The organism is Pseudomonas sp. VMV1, assembly GCF_056790235.1.
In genome coordinates, this window is the sequence record NZ_JBXGSE010000003.1 from 284652 (window position 1) to 302561 (window position 17910).

Sequence of the window (17910 nt, forward strand, 5' to 3'; positions counted from 1 at the left end):
ACAAGGGCTTTTCCATGGCTATAATGGCCTCCCCCTTGCCGGTATAGCTCAGCTGGTAGAGCAACTGACTTGTAATCAGTAGGTCCCGGGTTCGACTCCTGGTGCCGGCACCATCTTTTCCGTGATCCTGTTGCTAACGTGTGAAGGTATCCTGCTCATTCTGGATAGCCCTTCCAGTATCGATAGCCAAACCTCGATACCCACATTCGCTATCAGCCAGAGCCAATAAGGCGTTGTCGCCCGGCACTCATTCCGACAGATATATTTTGTAGGTCATAGCTTAGGGATACGAAATGGGTGCCTATCGACTAATTTTAGCGATCCTAGTTGCACTTTCTCATATGGGTGTAAGTGTTTACAGCTATAATCCTGGCGTCTTCGCAGTCATATCATTTTTCGTTATCAGTGGCTTTGTTACGACTGCCTTAATTAGAAGAAATTATCCTAACAAGCAGGGCATAACTTCCTTCTACACGGATCGTGCATTAAGGATTTACCCTCAGTTTCTTTTTTACTTTTTGGTATCTATAGCGATTATTCATACATTCTTACCAAATAGCCTTTACGCGCGAGCTCTTAATCCAGAAAACATATTGCTCAGCCTGGCAATATTCCCCTTGAATTTTTGGATGTTTGGTATAACACAGCCTGACATTCTACCTCCAGCTTGGTCACTTGGTCTAGAACTGTTCTTCTACTTACTTATTCCCTTTTTATTAGCTCTAAAGATTCGAGGATTGTGCCTTACCCTGTCTATACTCGTCTTTATAGCTGCATGCCTAGGCTACCTGCATACGGATTTCTGGGGCTATCGACTATTGCCAGGCGTACTATTTATCTTTTTGTGCGGTAGCTATCTTTACGACAATAGCCGGCGGCAGCAGATAGTGATTTGGGCCACCAGCCTTTTTGCATTCGTAACATTTTTACTCATATTTTTAGGAATCATTCCACGCGCGCCTTTCAATACGGAAGTTACTGCGGGCGTTGCATTTGCCATCCCTGCCGTTCGCTGGTTATCTAGCCTAAGCTACAGCAAAATGGACGAGTTTCTAGGGAATATAAGTTATGGTGTTTTTTTAAATCATTTTATTTATATCTATCTCGCTCAAACATTGGGACACCTTGAACTAACGACCACCTCAGCAACAACCATCCTATTACTATCCATATTAACGAGCCTGTTCTCCTACCGCTTAGTGGAGAGACCCATACTTAAAATGCGGCATATCATCAGGCAGCGGAATAGAGTGGCAAACGCTGGGACACAACCCTCATAACGGCAATCGGTAATAGCGCCTACAGTCTTCGCTTTTTAGCTAAATGACCTCGGTTTTGGCAGCGATTCTGGACTTATACGCACTGTCTCGCCAGGTGGTCGCTTTCGATGGACCACGTGCAGCGTGCATAGACCTCATCATTAGTCGGCTGAGCTAACATTAGCTGATCTGCCAGCTGCTATGGTGCGCGCCGTGTTTCAGGTAAATGATCGCTCGACCTCCCCCTATCGCGAAATCGCGTTCATCCAGAGTATTTTTCCTGATGGCACTGTAGCCCGGGGCTCAGGAACGGTCGTTGGCAACAATGACGTGCTTACAGCGCTCCATGTGATCTACGACGATCGATATGGCGGAAAAGCAGTCAGTGTCACGGTTACACCGGGTGCGTACATCAATTCCACTTCTTTTTCAGCGCCTTTAGGTACCTATGCGGCCCACAGCTGGACTGGCTATTCCAGCAACTGGGACAAAAACGGTGATCATGTCCCGAGTTATGAAGAGGTTGGGCATGACCTGGCGCTGATCAGTCTCGACACGAATATCGGGGCGACTACCGGCATCCTGGGCATTTCCACCACCGGCTCGGATCTGACTGGCACGGTACTAGGGTATCCCGTGCGCGGTACCGGATTGATGCAAGACACCGCTGCGGCATCCTATGTAGCTGACTATCCGCTTTACTTCGTAGGTACTGGCCTGGGCTCAGGCGCCTCGGGGGGACCACTGCTGGATGGCTCTGGTGCAACTGCAAGCATCCGTGGCGTGCTGTCCGCCGGGGACAACGCCAATACCTTCTCTCTCTATGCCGCCCTGACCGGTGCTAACGCAGCCTGGGTAGCCAAGGCGAGCACTGCCAACGATGACCTACTGGATGCCAGTAGCGCCTATCGACCAAGCGGTCTTGGCGTAGCCAGTGGCAGTGATGCCGACGATATTCTTATCCAGGCCCGGCTGTCATACGACACAACAGGCACCGCCCAGGTCTACGGCTATCGAGGAGCGGACGCGCTCATTATGCGCGGCTCTTCCTGGTCTTATCAGCTGACGACGGCTACCGATGATCCGAGCCTATTGCAGGTAAAGGACAACGTTAATGGGCAGACGCTGAACCTGCACGACGTCAACGCGCTCGACTTTTCTGACAAGACTATTTTTGTCATGACGGAAAACCAAGCTCAGCTGGCAAGGCTTTATACGGTATTTGATCGTGTGCCTGATCTTGCCGGGCTAGCCTATTGGACCGACCTGCAGGCCCATGGCATGAGCTTTACCGATATCAGTCGGAGCTTTGCCAACTCTGCTGAATTCATCGCTCACTATGGCACCAGTACCAATAGCCAGTTTGCCTCCTTGCTATACGAGCGTGTGCTTGATCGTGCAGGAGATGACGATGGCCTGAATTACTGGACGACCTTGATGGATCAGGGCATGAATCGCCTGGACGTCATGACTCACTTCACCAATTCACCGGAAAGTGAGCGCCTTACGGAAGGCTCTGCGGGCTACATCAAGATCGTTGACCGGGTCGCCTGGACGAATGCGGATGTAGTCATCCAAAAGGGTGTCGCTTTCGGCAGCAGCTACGGAGACAGCCTCCTACAAAGCGAAATGGTTGCCGATTTTGGCCACACCATCCGGGTCTTTGGTGGCCAGGGAAATGATGTCCTTTCCGTGCAAGGAACCGTAGCGGATTTTGGGCGTACCGCCACAGCGCCCAGTACCCTGGTATTGACGGCTAACAACGGCAGTGTTGCGCTGGAAGTTCACGATGTGAACGTGCTGCGCTTTCAGGACCGAGATATCTTCGTCTTGGATCAGCAAGAGGCGCAGATCGCGCGTCTCTATACCGCCTTCGATCGGGTGCCGGAGTATCAGGGCATCGAGTATTGGATGCACCAGCACGCCCTTGGTCGCAGCTTTGACGACATCGCCAGCAATTTCACTGCTTCGCCCGAGTTTGCCACCTGGTATGGCAGCCAAGACAATGTTGGCTTCACCAACACCCTCTATCGCACCGTTCTAGGCCGCGAAGGCGAAGCCAGCGGCCTGAGCTACTGGGCTACTCAGCTTGAGCACGGCATGAGCCGCGCCAACGTGATGCTGCATTTCACCGAGTCCCCGGAAAACCAGCAACTCACCGAAGGTAGCTCGGGCTTCATTCAGTTGGTGGGCCAGACGGACTGGGCATGAAGCCAAGGCCATTCTTTATAGAATTACCTTAGCTGTCCTCATTGCAAGATCAAGCTTTTCAAGCCAATAGCGAGCATACGATCTTCTCCGCTTATGCCAGCCGCCTTGGGAATTAGCGCATTGGGATAGCTCAAGCTCAAGCGGACCAGTCTGCTTTGGATAATAGAGTCTCGTGCCGCAGCAGGAATCTCAAAACTTAGAACGTTATCCGTGCGCTTAGAAACCTCGTATTCACCAGCCGGCTGGTCATTCACTTTAATTACTATCCGCTGGATAGGGCTAACTGAGGAAATGAAAGCGTCAAACTTCAGAGTTACGCTAGTAGGGCTGGTAGCAGTTGCTACGTCTAGCTCGGATTCGGAACCGTTGGACCAGACACCCCAAGATTCCCGCTGCGACCAGCCTTTGTCCAGATGCGCCGGTAAAGGTTTGTCCTTTGCGAGCTCCAGGGTTTGGCCTAATTGCCCACCAAAGGCCCCCGGCACGGCTGCCAGCGACTGGTAAGCCCTAGTGGTACACGTATCGCAACGCTCCCAGTCTGGAGCAAGCACATAGAAACCATCTACAAGTGCGAGGAGATCATTGGGTTGAAGGCTGCTACGCGCTTGTTCTACTTGGTCGTCCTCCAAAATGTACAGAGTATTGCGGTCATAGCCACCTATCAGCAGTGTTCTGCCAGCCGCATGCTTTTCCAGCTCAAGTGCATGCTGATCCATGCGCGCTAAGTACACGATATCGGTTCCCAGCTTGTACTGCGCAGCGTAGCTAGCAAATATACGCCAATTCTTGTTTTCGTTCATTGGCGACAAGCTTCGCACCTGCTGATAGCGATGAGCAGCTTGGCTCCAGAAAGGGCTATTAAGTGGCGTAGACCAAGTATCTACTGGGGTCGCCATCATCTTTTCGCGCATACCAATACGGAAGAGATTCATATCCACCATCTGAATAACTGCAACGCCGACAAGCAATACTGCTGCAACTCGAGCAGTGTGGCCTCTTACCAGCAGATAGAGCCCCATAATAATAATCAGGTAGTATACGGGCCAGAAGATCCTTCCCGAAGCTCGAAAGACGTTGGCTAATCGTTCTAGGTGAGCGCCGATGGGAAACTGAAAGGAATAGGAGCCGATACCGACCTTGTTTGTAATGGCGAACAACGTAAGTGCCAGTACGGCTAGGACCAGCAATGGATTGCGACGAACCACTGAAATCAGGCTCACCTTGCCACTCACTAGGGTAGGTACACCTAGGATCAACAGCACGATGGTACCCAAGCCAAGGTAATTAAAGCCCTCATAGTTACCTGGAATCTCAGGAAGATCCTGCAATACGTAGGACCAACGCGATGTGGGACTGTGCGCCCAGGTGTCTGCAGAATCGAAAATTGAAAGCAGATTAAGGCCGAGCTGACCATAGCCAGTTGCGCTCAAGCCATTCTGTACAGCGAAATAGCCGGCCTGCCAACAGCAGAAAAGTATAGTCAGGGCTACGGCTATTGTCTCGACAATGGCAAGGCGAATTGTTTGAGTACGCTTCGCTGTACGCCAACCTAAGTCTGCCGCCCACAGCGCGCCAACCATGGGGAAGAAGTAGGCATGAACCAGAGCGATGGTTCCAAACAGTAAGCACCAATAGAGAATACGGTGGCGTTGGTCGCGGCGAAGCACGAGATAGATGCCTGCCAAAATCAAGAAATGTCCGGTCAGACTTACGTGACACTGCAAGCGCCAGAGAAACGGCGGTGCAAAGAGAAATAACATTACGGCCGGAATCTGGATAGCCAGATTCCGTGAAAACAGACCGATGATCTTCCAAGCGAAGAAGGCCTGCAATATGAAGCAGAAGAGCCACCAGATTCCGGCGTACTGAAAAGTTTCGGGCAGCAGGGGGGAAAGCAATTTAAAGAAAATCGCCAACAGTGGCGTAGAGTCGGTGTAAACGATGGAATTACCTAATTCGAGGCCAAAACCAGGATTTAGGCCAACTGGAAAGCTCCAAGGTGCCTGCTCAAAAAAACGCCAGCCCAAGTAGTACTGGGCAAAGTCGCCTGCCTGCAACCAGCCAATGTTCGCAGGATTAAGTACGCGGGGACCGAGTATTGCCAGGAAGGCGAGTACGCCAAGCAAGGTCGCCCAAGCTAGATCCCTACCAACCGCGATTCCGCGCGTGCGCTTCAGATCTGACATCTTAATTTCCTAAAGAGAGAACCGCACTCACGCCTTAAATCCCCAGAGCCTGCTAGCGAAAAACGACAAGACAGGCACGATCAGGACGGCGATCAGCGCGCAGGTGGTATTTTCCAATGTGGTCCAGCGCAATAGCATCGCCAGCAGCGCACTGTTGATGAAAAAGCCACCCACCGCGATAAGGAAGAAACGAAGGACAGCACTGGCGATGCCGGCTGAACTGCGGAAAGTCCAAAAGTAATGTCCGCAGAAGGACACGCCGAAGGCACACAGGAAGGCCAGCAGATTGGCTAGCAACGGCGCCAAGCCAGCTCGAATCAACAGGGTGACAATGGCAAGGTGCACAGCTGTGGCGGCGAGTCCTACCAAACCAAAGCGACTCGCTACCAATAGCTCGCCAAAGGCGCGGCCTTCGCGCAGTGCCCTGAGCCTGGTGATCATGACTCGACCCGATCGGTCACTGTGTAATTCTTGCGCACCACATAGACCGGACGGCGCTTGGCTTCGATATAGGTTCGCCCCAGATACTCGCCAAGGATGCCTATTCCCATGAGCTGCAGACCTCCCAAGAACGTGACCGAGACGATGATGGAGGCATAACCGGGCACATCCACACCCTTGATCAACACTTTCAGGGCGATAGATATGGCGAATAGGAAGGACACCAGGGAGACTGCTGATCCCAGATAGGTCCAGACCTTCAAGGGATCAGTGCTGAAGCTGGTGACGCCTTCCAAGGCGAAGTTCCACAGCCGCCAGCCGTTGAATTTGGTCGAACCGGCGATCCGCTCAGGGCGCGCATAGTCCACGTAGGCGGTGCGAAAGCCCACCCAGGCGAACAACCCCTTCATGAAGCGGCGTGACTCCGGGAGTTCCTTGAGCGCCTCCACCACGCAACGATCCATTAGGCGGAAATCGCCAACATTCTCCGGCAATTGGGGATCGGCAATCTTGTTGTGCAGACGATAGAACCAGTTGGCCGAGGCACGCTTGGCCCAGGAATCCGAGTCGCGATTTAGGCGTCGTCCGAGAACGACCTCATAGCCCTCGCGCCATTTGGCAATCATCTCCAGAATCACCTCGGGTGGATCCTGGAGATCGACGTCAATCGGCACGATCAGCTGACCGCGGGCTTCTTCGAGACCGGCGGTCATGGCCGCTTCCTTGCCGAAGTTGCGGCTCAGATCCAGCACCCGGATTCGTGGCTCACGCCGCTGGCATTCCAATAGCGTCTGCAAGGTCGCATCGGTACTGCCATCGTTGATGAACAGAAACTCCAGGTCGATTCCATTCTGTGTCGCAAAGACGGCCCCTACTCGCTCCAGGAAGAAAGGAATGGCTTCCGTCTCGTTGAATACCGGTATTACGAGGGTTAGTAGTACCGGCGTGTCCGTGGCGCGTGGCCCGAGGTCGTAGCTGTTCAACCTATCTCCTTTGGACTAGACCTGGCTTCGCCTGATAACACCGCGAACCTGTCTACCTCGTAGTGAATACTGTAATCAGGGCAATTCTTTCAGATAGAAAAACGTCTGCCCCCAATAGGGGGCAGACGATAGGGGGTGGGCGGCGCGGATGCAAACCCTATTGCCTTCCGCTCATCCCTTGGCGACCTCTCCTTCCTTGACGCCAGTCTTGCGCTCTTCACCGGGTGTAGGCACCGCCAGCCAGCCGTTGATCTTCTGGATATCGGTATCGCGGAAACCGCCACTCCAGCGCAGCAGCACCAGCTGGTTGGTGACGAAGTCGTATTGCGCCTGCAGATAATCCCGTCGTGCGCTGTATTCCTGCTGCACCGCGTTGAGCACATCCACGGCGGTCGCCACGCCCAGGCTGAGCGATCGCTCACTGGCGGCGCGGGACTTGATCGCCGAGTCCAGGGCGTTACGCGAAGAACCGATCTTGGCCAGGTCCGCAGCGCTCTTCATGTAGGCCGTGCGCGTTTCCTTCACCACCTGACGGCGGATAGATTCGTACTCCTGCTCCGCGGCATCGCGCGAGCCATAGGAGCTGGCGACCCGGGCGCTGGTCGAGCCGCCGCTATAGAGCGGGATCTGCACGCTGATGGTGGCTGAGTAGGTGTTGATCGCGGAGGAGGCGATGACGTTGTCATAGGCGAAGTCGCTGCGCTGTGCGCCCAGGTTGAAACTCAAGGTCGGCAGATGACCTGCCTTGGCCTCGGAGATACCGTAGTTGGCGGCTTCTACGGCGCGCTGCTTGGCCTCCAGTGCGGGGTTGTTCGCCACTGCCGAAGTCACCCACTGTTCTTCGTCACCTTGCGGCATGGCCAATTGAGCTTTTTCGTTAAGACGTTTGAGCGGCTGATAGACCGGACGGCCAATCAGCTCACCCAGGGCTTCGCGGGTCACTTGGATCTGGTTGCGTGCTTCGATCTCCTGGGTTTTCAGGCTGTCCACCTTGGCGGAGATCTGCAGGACGTCGGTGACGGTGCTCATCTGCTTGTTGAACAGCGCCTGGGCACGATCCAGGTTGCGCTGCGTCGCCTTGCGCTCGGCGGTGACCAGCTCGAGCGTATCTTCAGCCGCCAAGGCGGCGAAATAGCGCTGGACGAGGTCTGCGGCCGACTGGGTCTTGGCATCCTCGTATTGGGCACGGTACTGCTCGGTCAGTTGCTCATAGCGCTTGAAGCCGCGCCAGGCGGCAGCGTTGTAGAGCGCCTGGCTCAGGGTCAGGTTGTAGCTCTCGCCGTTGTAGTTGAGAGTCTGCATACCCTCCTCGCGTCGAACCCGACTGGTCGAAGCCCCACCGCTCAACTGCGGCAGCACCTGGCCGAAGGCGGCGCGCTCCTGGCCCTCCAGATTCTTCACCTGGGCCTCGGCCCCCCGAATACGGGGGTCCGACACCGCGCTGTCCTGATAGAGCTTCCAGAGGTCTACGTAATCCTGTGACCTGGGCGCGACGGGCGTCTGTGCCTGTACCCAGCCAGAGCAACCCAACACGGCCACCAGTGCAAGAAACTTGGCGTTCATGTCTGCTCTACTCCTCGATCATCGAGCGAGCCATGGCATTGCGCGCTGGCTTGAGCAGGTATTGCAGCATGGTGCGCGAACCGGTGTTGATCAGCACGTCGGCAGGCATGCCCGCGACCAGTTCCCGATGCCCGAGATCCTTCTTGCCCTGTTCGGTCAGCTTTACCCGGCCCAGGTAGTAAGGCGTACCGTCGCGCTCATTGGTGATGCGGTCGGCCGATACATAGACCAGTTCACCCTCGATGATGGGCGTGGTGGCGTTGCTGAAGGCACTGAAACGAACCTCGGCCTTGGTCCCCAATTCCACCCGGTCGATATCCTTGGGTTCGATGTGCACCTCGACGATGAGCTTGGCCGCGTCCGGCACGATATCGAGCAGATTGGTGCCGGATTGCACGACGCCCCCGATGGTATGCACCGCCAGGTTCATCACCATGCCGCTGACCGGTGCCTTGACCTCGGTCCGGTTGTACTTGTCTTGCAGAGCCCCCAGCCGCTCCCGTGACTCGTAGATTCGGGACTGAGCATCAGCCAGACGACTGGCGACATCTGATTTGAATTTCTGCGTGGTCTGCAGGACTTGCAATCGCGTCTCGCCGATCTGGACCTTGGCCCGGGCGATAGCGGAACGCTGATCTGCAATCTCCGCCTGCAGGCGGGACAGATTGCGCTCCTGATCGCGCAAGCGCTCATTGCTGACGAAGCCTTCCTTCAACAGCCCGGTCAGATCCTTGATCTCGCTGGCATAGGATTTGGCCAGGCTCTCCTTGCTCGCGATGACTTCGTTATAGCCACGAATCTGCTGTTCGAGCTCTGCAGCACGATTCTTCAGTACGTCGATCTCACCGCGGCGCGCATCGCGCCCCGACAGGAATATTTGACGTTCGCTGGCCCTGGCCTCTTGGACACGCTTGTCCGCGGTTGGAAAGTCGCTCGCGCCAAAGGTGATGTCATTGGCGTCATCGCGCTCGGCGATGAGCCGGGCCTCCTGCGCCTGGGCGGCAATCAGCTGACTACGGGTCGCCTCCAGCTCCGAACCCGCCTGAGTGCTGTCCAGCACGATCAGTACGTCCCCGGCCTTGACGTCATCGCCGTCATGTACGCGCACTTCACGGACGATACCGCCTTCAAGATGCTGGACTGATTTGCGGTAGCTATCTACGGCCACTAAGCCAGTAGCGACAGCGGCACTGTTGAGCGGCGCCAGAGCTGCCCAACCGCCGCCGATTCCAAATACCACGAAGAGAATAATAAAGCCCAGTCGACGCACAGGGGCATCGTTTACCTTCAGGCCTGCGGCCTCGGCTTCCAAGTAGACATCTTTCATACAGGGGATCCTCCTGCACTACCGGGTTTGGGAGGCAAAGGAGTAACCGAGGCAGGATTAGCTACCGGTTGGGGCGCCCTAGACTGCTGAGCCTTGAGCTGGGCAAGCACCTGATCACGAGCTCCAGACATCACGATCTGGCCTTCGCTAAGTACCAAGAGGTTATCCACATAGGCCAGGGCGCTGACCCTGTGTGTAATGATGAAGAGCGTAGTACCCTTCTGCTTGAGCTTGATGAGGGCTTCGCCTAGTGCTCGCTCACCCGCATCGTCAAGATTTGAATTAGGCTCATCGAGGATCACTAGCTTAGGATCGCCATAAATGGCACGTGCAAGGCCTATCCGCTGCCGCTGCCCACCGGACAACGCACCGCCATGGGCACCAATTACGGTGTCGTAGCCCTGGGGTAGACGCAAAATCATATCGTGAACACCTGCAACCTGTGCGGCCTCTACGACCTTGGTCGCGTCTACCTCACCAAAGCGGGCGATATTCTCGGCGATGGACCCCTCGAAGAGTTCAATGTCCTGTGGCAAGTAACCAAGATGCGGACCTACAGCAGCGCGGTCCAAGTGGAACATATCCGCACCGTCCAATCGAACCTTGCCGCTTTGTGCAGGCCAGATGCCCAATAGAGCACGTGCGAGAGTCGATTTACCGGCGGCACTAGCCCCGAGCACTCCTACAGAGGCACCAGGCGGCGCGCGGAAGCTGATGCCCTTGATAACGGGCGAATGGGCACCAGGTGGAGTGACGACGATCTGCTCCACGGAAAGGTCGCCTTTCGGAACAGGCAGCGGCATACGTTCAGGATCTGCCGGTATCTGCTGGAGCACTTCATTCAGGCGGGCATATTGACCACGAGCAGCAATGAATCCACGCCAGTTTCCTATCATCTGATCAATGGGTGCCAAAGCCCGACCGACCAAAATGGAAGCTGCAGTCATCAAACCAGGCGTGATTTCGTTATTTATAACAAGATAGGCTCCCAATCCGAGTATGAAGGATTGAAGTAGCATCCGCCATGTACGTGAAGCGTTCGATATAGCACCACCTTTTTCGCTAGCGCGAGCCTGCAAAGAAAGCACTCTGTACCCACGAACTTTCCACCGCTTGAGCAAGCTGGGTAGCATACCCATGGAGTTGATCACTTCAGCATTTCGCAGACTTGCATTTACCATTCCCAGGGCAGCACCATTCTCACGATTTGCCTCTAGAAGCTGCTTACTGGTAGCCCATTCGTTGGCAAAAGCAAAAATTACAGCAATTATTGCTCCTACTACAGTTAACCAGCCAAACCAAAAATGGAAATAGAACATTATCCCTACATATATTGGGATCCAAGGAACATCAAAAAAGGCAAATAAACCACTTCCCGTAAGAAATTGCCTAAGCCCTGCAAGGTCTCCCATTGGCTGGCCAGACGTACCTATACCTTGAGTAACTAATGCCTGTTTAAAGCTTGCGTTGAAAACTCGTTCGCCAAGCATGAGATCGAGTCTTGTAGATATACGAATCATCATCCGAGAACGAATCCATTCAAGCATCCCGTACACGGACATCAGTAAAACCACAATCAATGTCAGCATAATCAAGGTAGTAACGCTGCGGCTACTGACGACTCGATCGTAGACTTCAAGCATATAAAAAGAAGGAGCTAACAACAGCAAATTTACAAAAAGACTAAAAAAACCCACTACTGCAAAACTTTTTTTGCATTCAAGCAAGGCTCTTTCAAGATCAGATACGGGGCGCCTTCTCATTACTCACCAACAATTAAGATAGTTAAACTATTTTTTCGAACGCCAAAGCTGCAAGAGATTACAAATAGCTTATATGTTCGACATTTGATATCTGAAGCTAACCTTTCTATTCTCAAGTTCACTATCGCAAGTTTATAGTTTAGGTGTTTTTTTATCTCGCAACTCATCAATCGAATATCGTATATGTTCGCTGGACTGCTCAGGTGTTGATGAGTACTTACCATCGCTATGTTTCACGCAACAGACAGGCTCAATCTGACCAGCAACCAACCGCTTTCCTAGCAAATTTTCATCTGCAGGTCGCTTAACGATAGAGCACATTGAGTTATTAAACTTAATAGAATGTATTTCAGAAAGAACAGAATCGAGCAGCGCTCCGGCTTCGGCGAAGCATTTTAAAAAAGCGCTTCTACTTACCTCAACACCCCAGTGTTCATAATTTATAATATCGACTATCTGTTTGAAAAAAACAATTGCGGATTTAGATTCATAGAGACCACCACCCCACTGTGACCAATAGCTACAATGCAAATCTTCTACTATATAAATCCCACCAGGCTTAACACGGGAAAATAAGGAGCAAAAGGCATTCACAATATCCGAACTAATATGCGAACCGTCATCGATGATGATGTCAAAAGACTCAGTTAACTCAAAAATTCTTTTTTGCACTATAGGGTCTATAATGCTACCAACGACAACATCTATATTTTCCGACTCAAAGATCAACTTTTCACAAGCTGGATTAATATCGCAACCAATAATTCGAGAATCACTACTAAAGTACTTTGACCATATTTCTAAGGAACCACCATTTTGGACCCCTATTTCTAGTAAATCCAACGAAAGCGATTTGTAATTGCAAAAAATATTTTCATACTCTTGAAGATATGACAACCACTTATCCGAGACTAAACGATTATGGCTATTGTACAGTTCGAAAAGGGTCATCACCTTACTCCAGACTTAATCAGTTTATAACACCGAGCGGCTCGATAACCGCTATGGGTTACAAATCTCCATGTTTATGGAGCATTTCAGTCATCGAGCTATATGAATTCATATGTTCAAACTTTACATTCGAATTATAATGCTTCAAATCTTCACTAAGCTTTCCTAACTCAATATTCCCAAGGCTATTAAGTTTTTCAGATATAACAAGCCTAACTGAATAGTTGCCAATGCTCTCTGGCGCCGTTATAAGAAACCTTGAGTTAGATTGCAGCAACACATATTCAGGGCGTTCGAGCTTCAAAATCTCAAGATCTACGGACGCCGCTGAATGAACCCTAATAACGCGCTTAAAATACAAACTTAAATAGTGGCCCAAAACGTAGCTAGAGGAACTTCCAAAGATAACAATCGTTGATTGACTTACTGGGCTTTCATTTTCGTATATTGCTATATTACCACCATACCTAACACAATTATCATAAACCATATTTTTGTATCTTAAAGTACTTGCCAACTTAATGTTAGGAAAAATTTTTGGCGGAGTTAGCTTTTCTGAAAGATCTCCTTCGGCACTTATAATCTGGTACTGTATTTCATTTTTACTTTCAAACTCAGAAAGGTCTAAATCAAAGCTTTTTATTACTTCTTTAAAAGCGAGATAAGCACCGTAATCGGTCCAGTGAGTATCTCCCCTCCAATAAGCAAACTCTTTGTTATCTGTAAGAATTTTAATTGGATAGATTATCTTTCTATTGCCATCGAACATCTCCAAAAACTGCGCAGGAACATTATTTTTAGCAATATCGTAGGGATAGTAATCGCGCAGCACATATTCCTTTGCCGGGGAGATCAGAAAAGACCAGCTAAATCCTTCAGCTGCTGATAAATTTTCTAATGTAGCTAAGTGAAGCTTCCAAGCACTCCGCTCATCGAATGCTATTTCAACGCGCCCCGTGTACTGACCAACACTATCGTTAGTATCGTTCTCTAAAAATAGCCACTCATCTTTACCTTTAAGAACTTTTGTATTTTCTTCAAAGATGTATGTACCTAGCCAAAAAACTCCGTTTTCGGCCACAAAACCTAGCTCGAAAGAAATGACCGAGTTAAGCGCCAAACCGGTGTCAATCCGGAAGCCATAAAGGTGATTCTCGTCAGGCTGCTCAGTACTCTCCCCGAATACAGCCTTTGAAACGTCAGGTCTGCTGAGATCCACCGAGGCTCGGTAATCTAGCCCTGAAATTTTCACTACAACTTCTGGAATAGATGAGTGGCCAACTACCCAACCACTTATAACAAGACTAGCATCAGAGCTCAAAAACTGAACTTCCGGCTCTTCAATGTTCCAAGCCTTAACTGGCCCACTAAAACAATCCTTTTTTTGCGGTACAAATTTATACGCCCTATCCATAACATTCCTCGCTTACAAATTTCGACTTGTAATTCTTTTTTTCAGGTCGAGTACTCGCTGCTCGCACTTCTCATATTCCGAATTTTTCAATACAGCATTTCTAGATTTATCGTCGGAAATGGCTAGCGTGTGAGTCCTGTCTATGCAGTGAACATAGTCTCCTACGTAAAAATTTTCTCTTAGAGAAGCCCAGTCTGTATTATCCCGGCCAAACATCTGCAAGGTCATATAGTAATCCTCCATGAATTTTTGATCCTCAAAATGCGCAAGTGACGAAAGGTCAATCTTATTCTTATTTATCAGGAAACTGTGTAAAGGGGCATGATTAACCTCTAAGAACTCTTCATAACTATAACCATACTCATAGGTCTTATTTCTTTTAAGTAACTTCTCTGTATTGGACTCATACGTAGTATCGTATACGCGACCAAAACTCACGGCTTTACCGGTCTTGACCATCCGCCCAATCAGGTAAGAGTATGAGTCTGTAAGCATAAGATCATCATGATCTAGAAATGCTACATATTCAGTTTTAGCAGCATGTAGGCCATCAAATAACAATTTCGATCTGATGTCTCCAGCCTTGTTTTTGGAGAAGAATTTGATAACTTCTACTTTGCTGTATGACTTGTAGTCGAAACTCGAACAAATTTCTGAAAGCGCTTTAAACTGATCAGCTGATAGGTCTTGAGCGCAGATAATTGGCCTTACGATACAAGAGTGTACTGCCGCAAGACTCAGCAAAGAGTTTTTTAGTTCATTAAATCTGTCATTTTTATGAAATCTTATTATGGTTGTGACTTCGTATGGACTATTTACAACTGAAGGTTGAGTTACAAATGTCCTTGCTCTGTGTGCAATTTTAAAGCTCTTTGATGTCCTTTCTTTGGGGATCAAAATCAACGAGTTATCATAGGCGCTCTCAGGGGCAACAGAGTCGTGCCCCTTATACTCTTGTAATTTTTGAGCTTTCCCGTATTCGTTAGCGATAATAACCGCACCAGGAAATCTAAGGTGCGCACTTTCCATAGCTGCAAGACAGGTCTCACCTACTAACGCTATTTTGCGAAATTGAAGGGTAATATCTGCATCCGTATCACTAACCCTTACAATCGAGCATCTTAAGCTCTTTAGCTCATCAAATACGGCTTTGTTTTTAACTACTATTTTGCTTTTGAGCTGTTTGATAGACTCCGCTAGGTGGCGGAAGAATTTGAGTTTTAAGAAACTATCTGCACAGAGGTTATTTATTATATAATCCGGAATGTCTAGCTCTATGACCATGTTTTTTTTGTGAGCAGTACAGCTATCCTCAATATCTTGATAGCTAATTCGAGATAGTGCACGACCAATCGAGTTGAGATAGGCGTAGCCAAAGCATGTATCAGGCTCAAGATGAGCACCTTCCGCCCATTCGTTCCAAGCATTGATAACAACTATTTGTCGGTCTTTAGGTAGATGCGCTTTCGTATATTCGATGGAATTTTCCAGCCAATATTGAAATTTTTCCGGAGTGCTATCATGAACAATATGAGCTTCTGTACCATACCTGGCAGTATTATCCCACATAGGGACAAGGCTTCTAAAGTACTCGAAGTTCTTCGCTTCATTTTGACCAACGTAATAATCAGCCACATCGGCGTATTTTATAACGCTACCATTTACCGGCCAAAAATGCTGGAGCTCATCTTTTATTTCTTTGACATTTCCATCAGTCCAGTCATGCAAAACTCTTTCCAGAGCACCATCCATTCCATAGTCCCGCGGATCCTGAGCTCCTCTCGTTAATATTGCCGTGACGTACGGGACATTTACTCCGTGTAACCTGCAGATCTCACCCCATACTTCGATATATTCTTGCGGATCCGGAATAGAAGATGGCCTATAAACGTATAATAATGGACGACCATCTACTTTAACGTACCTTGGATCTTTAAAGAACGGTATTAGATAAGTAATAAATGCCCTAGCGTCTTCACGCGAATAAGTCTGCGAAAGTAGAACTTCTGATTCGTTGCCGTCCCATCTTTTAGTCCAGTTCTCATTTGCCCAGCAGAAGCAAAATGGCATATCAATACTGGAATTTTCCAGCAGCATCTGCGCGGGCTCTTCGAGGATAAGCTTTCCCGAAAACCAATAATGATAGAAAATTTGCCCGTAAACGCCTGCATTATCCATTAGCATGGCTTGCTTTTGGAGAGTTACCGGCGAATCTAGTAGATAGTATCCTATATCAGGATGCGGTATATGCTGTTGATAATGCCCTTTGAATAAAGGAGTGGATGCAGAGACCTTAGTCCATTCTGTAAAACCTTTACCATGCCACTCATCGTTTTCGGGAATAGGATGGAATTGTGGCAGGTAGAAAGATAATATTTTTATATCTTTTTCTTTTATTCTATCTTGATAGTTCTTCTGGGGCTCAAAGAATAACTTACCGTCTAGGTAGTCATTTTTCATCAACTTAAATATTTTACCGACAGCAGACCCTCCGCTAATCAATATTATTCTTTCCAGCGCATGCGCTAAGGTACCATCCGTTGGAATTGGTTCATTTTGGAAGTCAGCCCATTCTAAAGGCATGTTTAGAAAAGGCGATATAGCTTCCCCACTGGCCCAGAACATTGAGCCTTCTGGAAACTCTACCGCGGGAAAATTAGCTATATCTAGCTCGAAGTGGCTAGCTAGTAGGTCCTTCGCTATCTGATAATTCCCGGCCCACCCGGTGGGATCTTTAATATAATGATCCTGTCCTTCTGGGTAGATAAACTTGGCACCGGTTTTCAACAATGCCAGAATCTTTTCGACGCTTTCTTTTGTTCCAAGAAGGCTGTTTAGAATGTCACGACCCCATGCTTGGAGCTGGCTGGTGTGTTCACTTTTTTTGGTATGAACGTGGCAGACAGCATCATAGAACTGCAAACTCTCTCCAAATTCTATTATAAAGGGCCCTAGGTCTCTTCCTTTATTAGGCACCCTTTTAATAACTACGCTACCTAAGTTTTCAATATTATTTTCCAGTAAGAAAACTATGTCTTTCTCATTTATAGAGTGCGGCGTTGATACAAATAGGTCAAAAGTATCCGGTATGCTATCCAAGTGGTTAATCATCTCGTCAAGCATATCAACATAGTACAGATGCAAGTGTACGGCGATGGAAATCTTTCTTCCGGCGCTAGCGAAATCGATATTACTAGAGTTATTTAAATAAAAAGGAATTGGCGTAACATTGAATGCATTGCTATCGACAGCCGTATTCGGCCATAGCTCATTGCTAAATAGAGACTTAAACTGATCGAATTTTTTATTCAAAACCTCTATATCGACTTGCACCTTTTTAAGGTAGCTATTAAATGAGTGTATCCTTTCCTCAGCTTTTCCGAACATTTCATAATGCTGATAAGCCGAATCAAATTCCTCACCTCTCACAGCTTCTTCGATATCGGGATAAACGGCTTTATAGATTTCATCTCGGAAACTATCATCAGCTCCAACGGTTCTTCTTAATACCTCTAGAGTTAGTTTTTTACTTTGGATCGCGGAGCGTATGGCTTCCAGTATAGCGGGCCGACTACTAGCTACTTTCTTGAACAGCTTTTCTTGTGCTGTCTCCCGAGGAAATATCTGCTTCTTTATTCTTCTTTTCGATAGATCTATATTAAATTCTACAATTTTGGCTAAACTTTCATTTTGAAGCTTTGCTTGATTATACAGGCGTATAGCTTCTTCGTATTTTCCTGCTCGAAAATTATCGTTAGCAAGTGACAAAATCGTCTTATGTTCCATTCAAATTTCAGCCTAATAAACCGTTA

At 49.2% G+C, this 17910-nt stretch carries 11 protein-coding genes and 1 tRNA gene; 3 read left to right on the forward strand and 9 right to left on the reverse strand.

Translation table 11 applies throughout. The features are described from left to right. The first annotated feature begins 37 nt into the window (after positions 1 to 37). The 3 genes from ACUCV0_RS11365 to ACUCV0_RS11375 all read left to right on the forward strand — a co-directional run bounded on the left by ACUCV0_RS11365 (position 38) and on the right by ACUCV0_RS11375 (position 3470). Positions 38 to 113, forward strand: a tRNA-Thr gene (locus ACUCV0_RS11365). 180 nt (positions 114 to 293) lie between these two features. After that, entirely contained in the window at positions 294 to 1280 is a 987-nt protein-coding gene (locus ACUCV0_RS11370; RefSeq protein WP_482212712.1) for an acyltransferase family protein, read from the forward strand. Positions 1281 to 1472: 192 nt separating this feature from the next. After that, a complete protein-coding gene (locus tag ACUCV0_RS11375) occupies positions 1473 to 3470 on the forward strand; it encodes a DUF4214 domain-containing protein (protein WP_482212713.1) in 1998 nt (665 codons plus the stop codon). A gap of 38 nt (positions 3471 to 3508) precedes the next feature. Here ACUCV0_RS11375 and ACUCV0_RS11380 read toward each other — a convergent pair whose 3' ends face one another. The 9 genes from ACUCV0_RS11380 to ACUCV0_RS11420 all read right to left on the reverse strand — a co-directional run bounded on the left by ACUCV0_RS11380 (position 3509) and on the right by ACUCV0_RS11420 (position 17884). Continuing rightward, positions 3509 to 5656 carry a DUF6311 domain-containing protein gene (locus ACUCV0_RS11380; RefSeq protein ID WP_482212714.1) on the reverse strand — a complete coding sequence of 716 codons (2148 nt, stop codon included), beginning with the start codon at positions 5654 to 5656 and terminating at the stop codon, positions 3509 to 3511. A 27-nt stretch (positions 5657 to 5683) separates the two neighbouring features. Continuing rightward, the gene (locus ACUCV0_RS11385; RefSeq protein WP_482212715.1) at positions 5684 to 6097 is read right to left on the reverse strand and encodes a GtrA family protein; all 414 of its coding nucleotides are present in this window, start codon (positions 6095 to 6097) and stop codon (positions 5684 to 5686) included. After that, entirely contained in the window at positions 6094 to 7080 is a 987-nt protein-coding gene (locus ACUCV0_RS11390) for a glycosyltransferase family 2 protein (RefSeq protein WP_482212716.1), read from the reverse strand. The genes ACUCV0_RS11385 and ACUCV0_RS11390 overlap by 4 nt, the downstream gene beginning before the upstream one ends. Before the next feature lie 171 nt (positions 7081 to 7251). Beyond that, positions 7252 to 8643 carry a TolC family outer membrane protein gene (locus ACUCV0_RS11395; RefSeq protein ID WP_482212717.1) on the reverse strand — a complete coding sequence of 464 codons (1392 nt, stop codon included), beginning with the start codon at positions 8641 to 8643 and terminating at the stop codon, positions 7252 to 7254. Positions 8644 to 8650: 7 nt separating this feature from the next. Further along, the gene (locus ACUCV0_RS11400) at positions 8651 to 9970 is read right to left on the reverse strand and encodes an HlyD family type I secretion periplasmic adaptor subunit (protein ID WP_482212718.1); all 1320 of its coding nucleotides are present in this window, start codon (positions 9968 to 9970) and stop codon (positions 8651 to 8653) included. Next, a complete protein-coding gene (locus ACUCV0_RS11405) occupies positions 9967 to 11733 on the reverse strand; it encodes a type I secretion system permease/ATPase (protein WP_482212719.1) in 1767 nt (588 codons plus the stop codon). The genes ACUCV0_RS11400 and ACUCV0_RS11405 overlap by 4 nt, the downstream gene beginning before the upstream one ends. A 132-nt stretch (positions 11734 to 11865) precedes the next feature. Continuing rightward, a complete protein-coding gene (locus ACUCV0_RS11410) occupies positions 11866 to 12684 on the reverse strand; it encodes a class I SAM-dependent methyltransferase (protein WP_482212720.1) in 819 nt (272 codons plus the stop codon). 58 nt (positions 12685 to 12742) lie between these two features. Beyond that, positions 12743 to 14098 carry an alginate O-acetyltransferase AlgX-related protein gene (locus tag ACUCV0_RS11415; protein WP_482212721.1) on the reverse strand — a complete coding sequence of 452 codons (1356 nt, stop codon included), beginning with the start codon at positions 14096 to 14098 and terminating at the stop codon, positions 12743 to 12745. Positions 14099 to 14110: 12 nt separating this feature from the next. Further along, entirely contained in the window at positions 14111 to 17884 is a 3774-nt protein-coding gene (locus tag ACUCV0_RS11420; RefSeq protein WP_482212722.1) for a glycoside hydrolase family 99-like domain-containing protein, read from the reverse strand. Positions 17885 to 17910 lie beyond the last annotated feature (26 nt).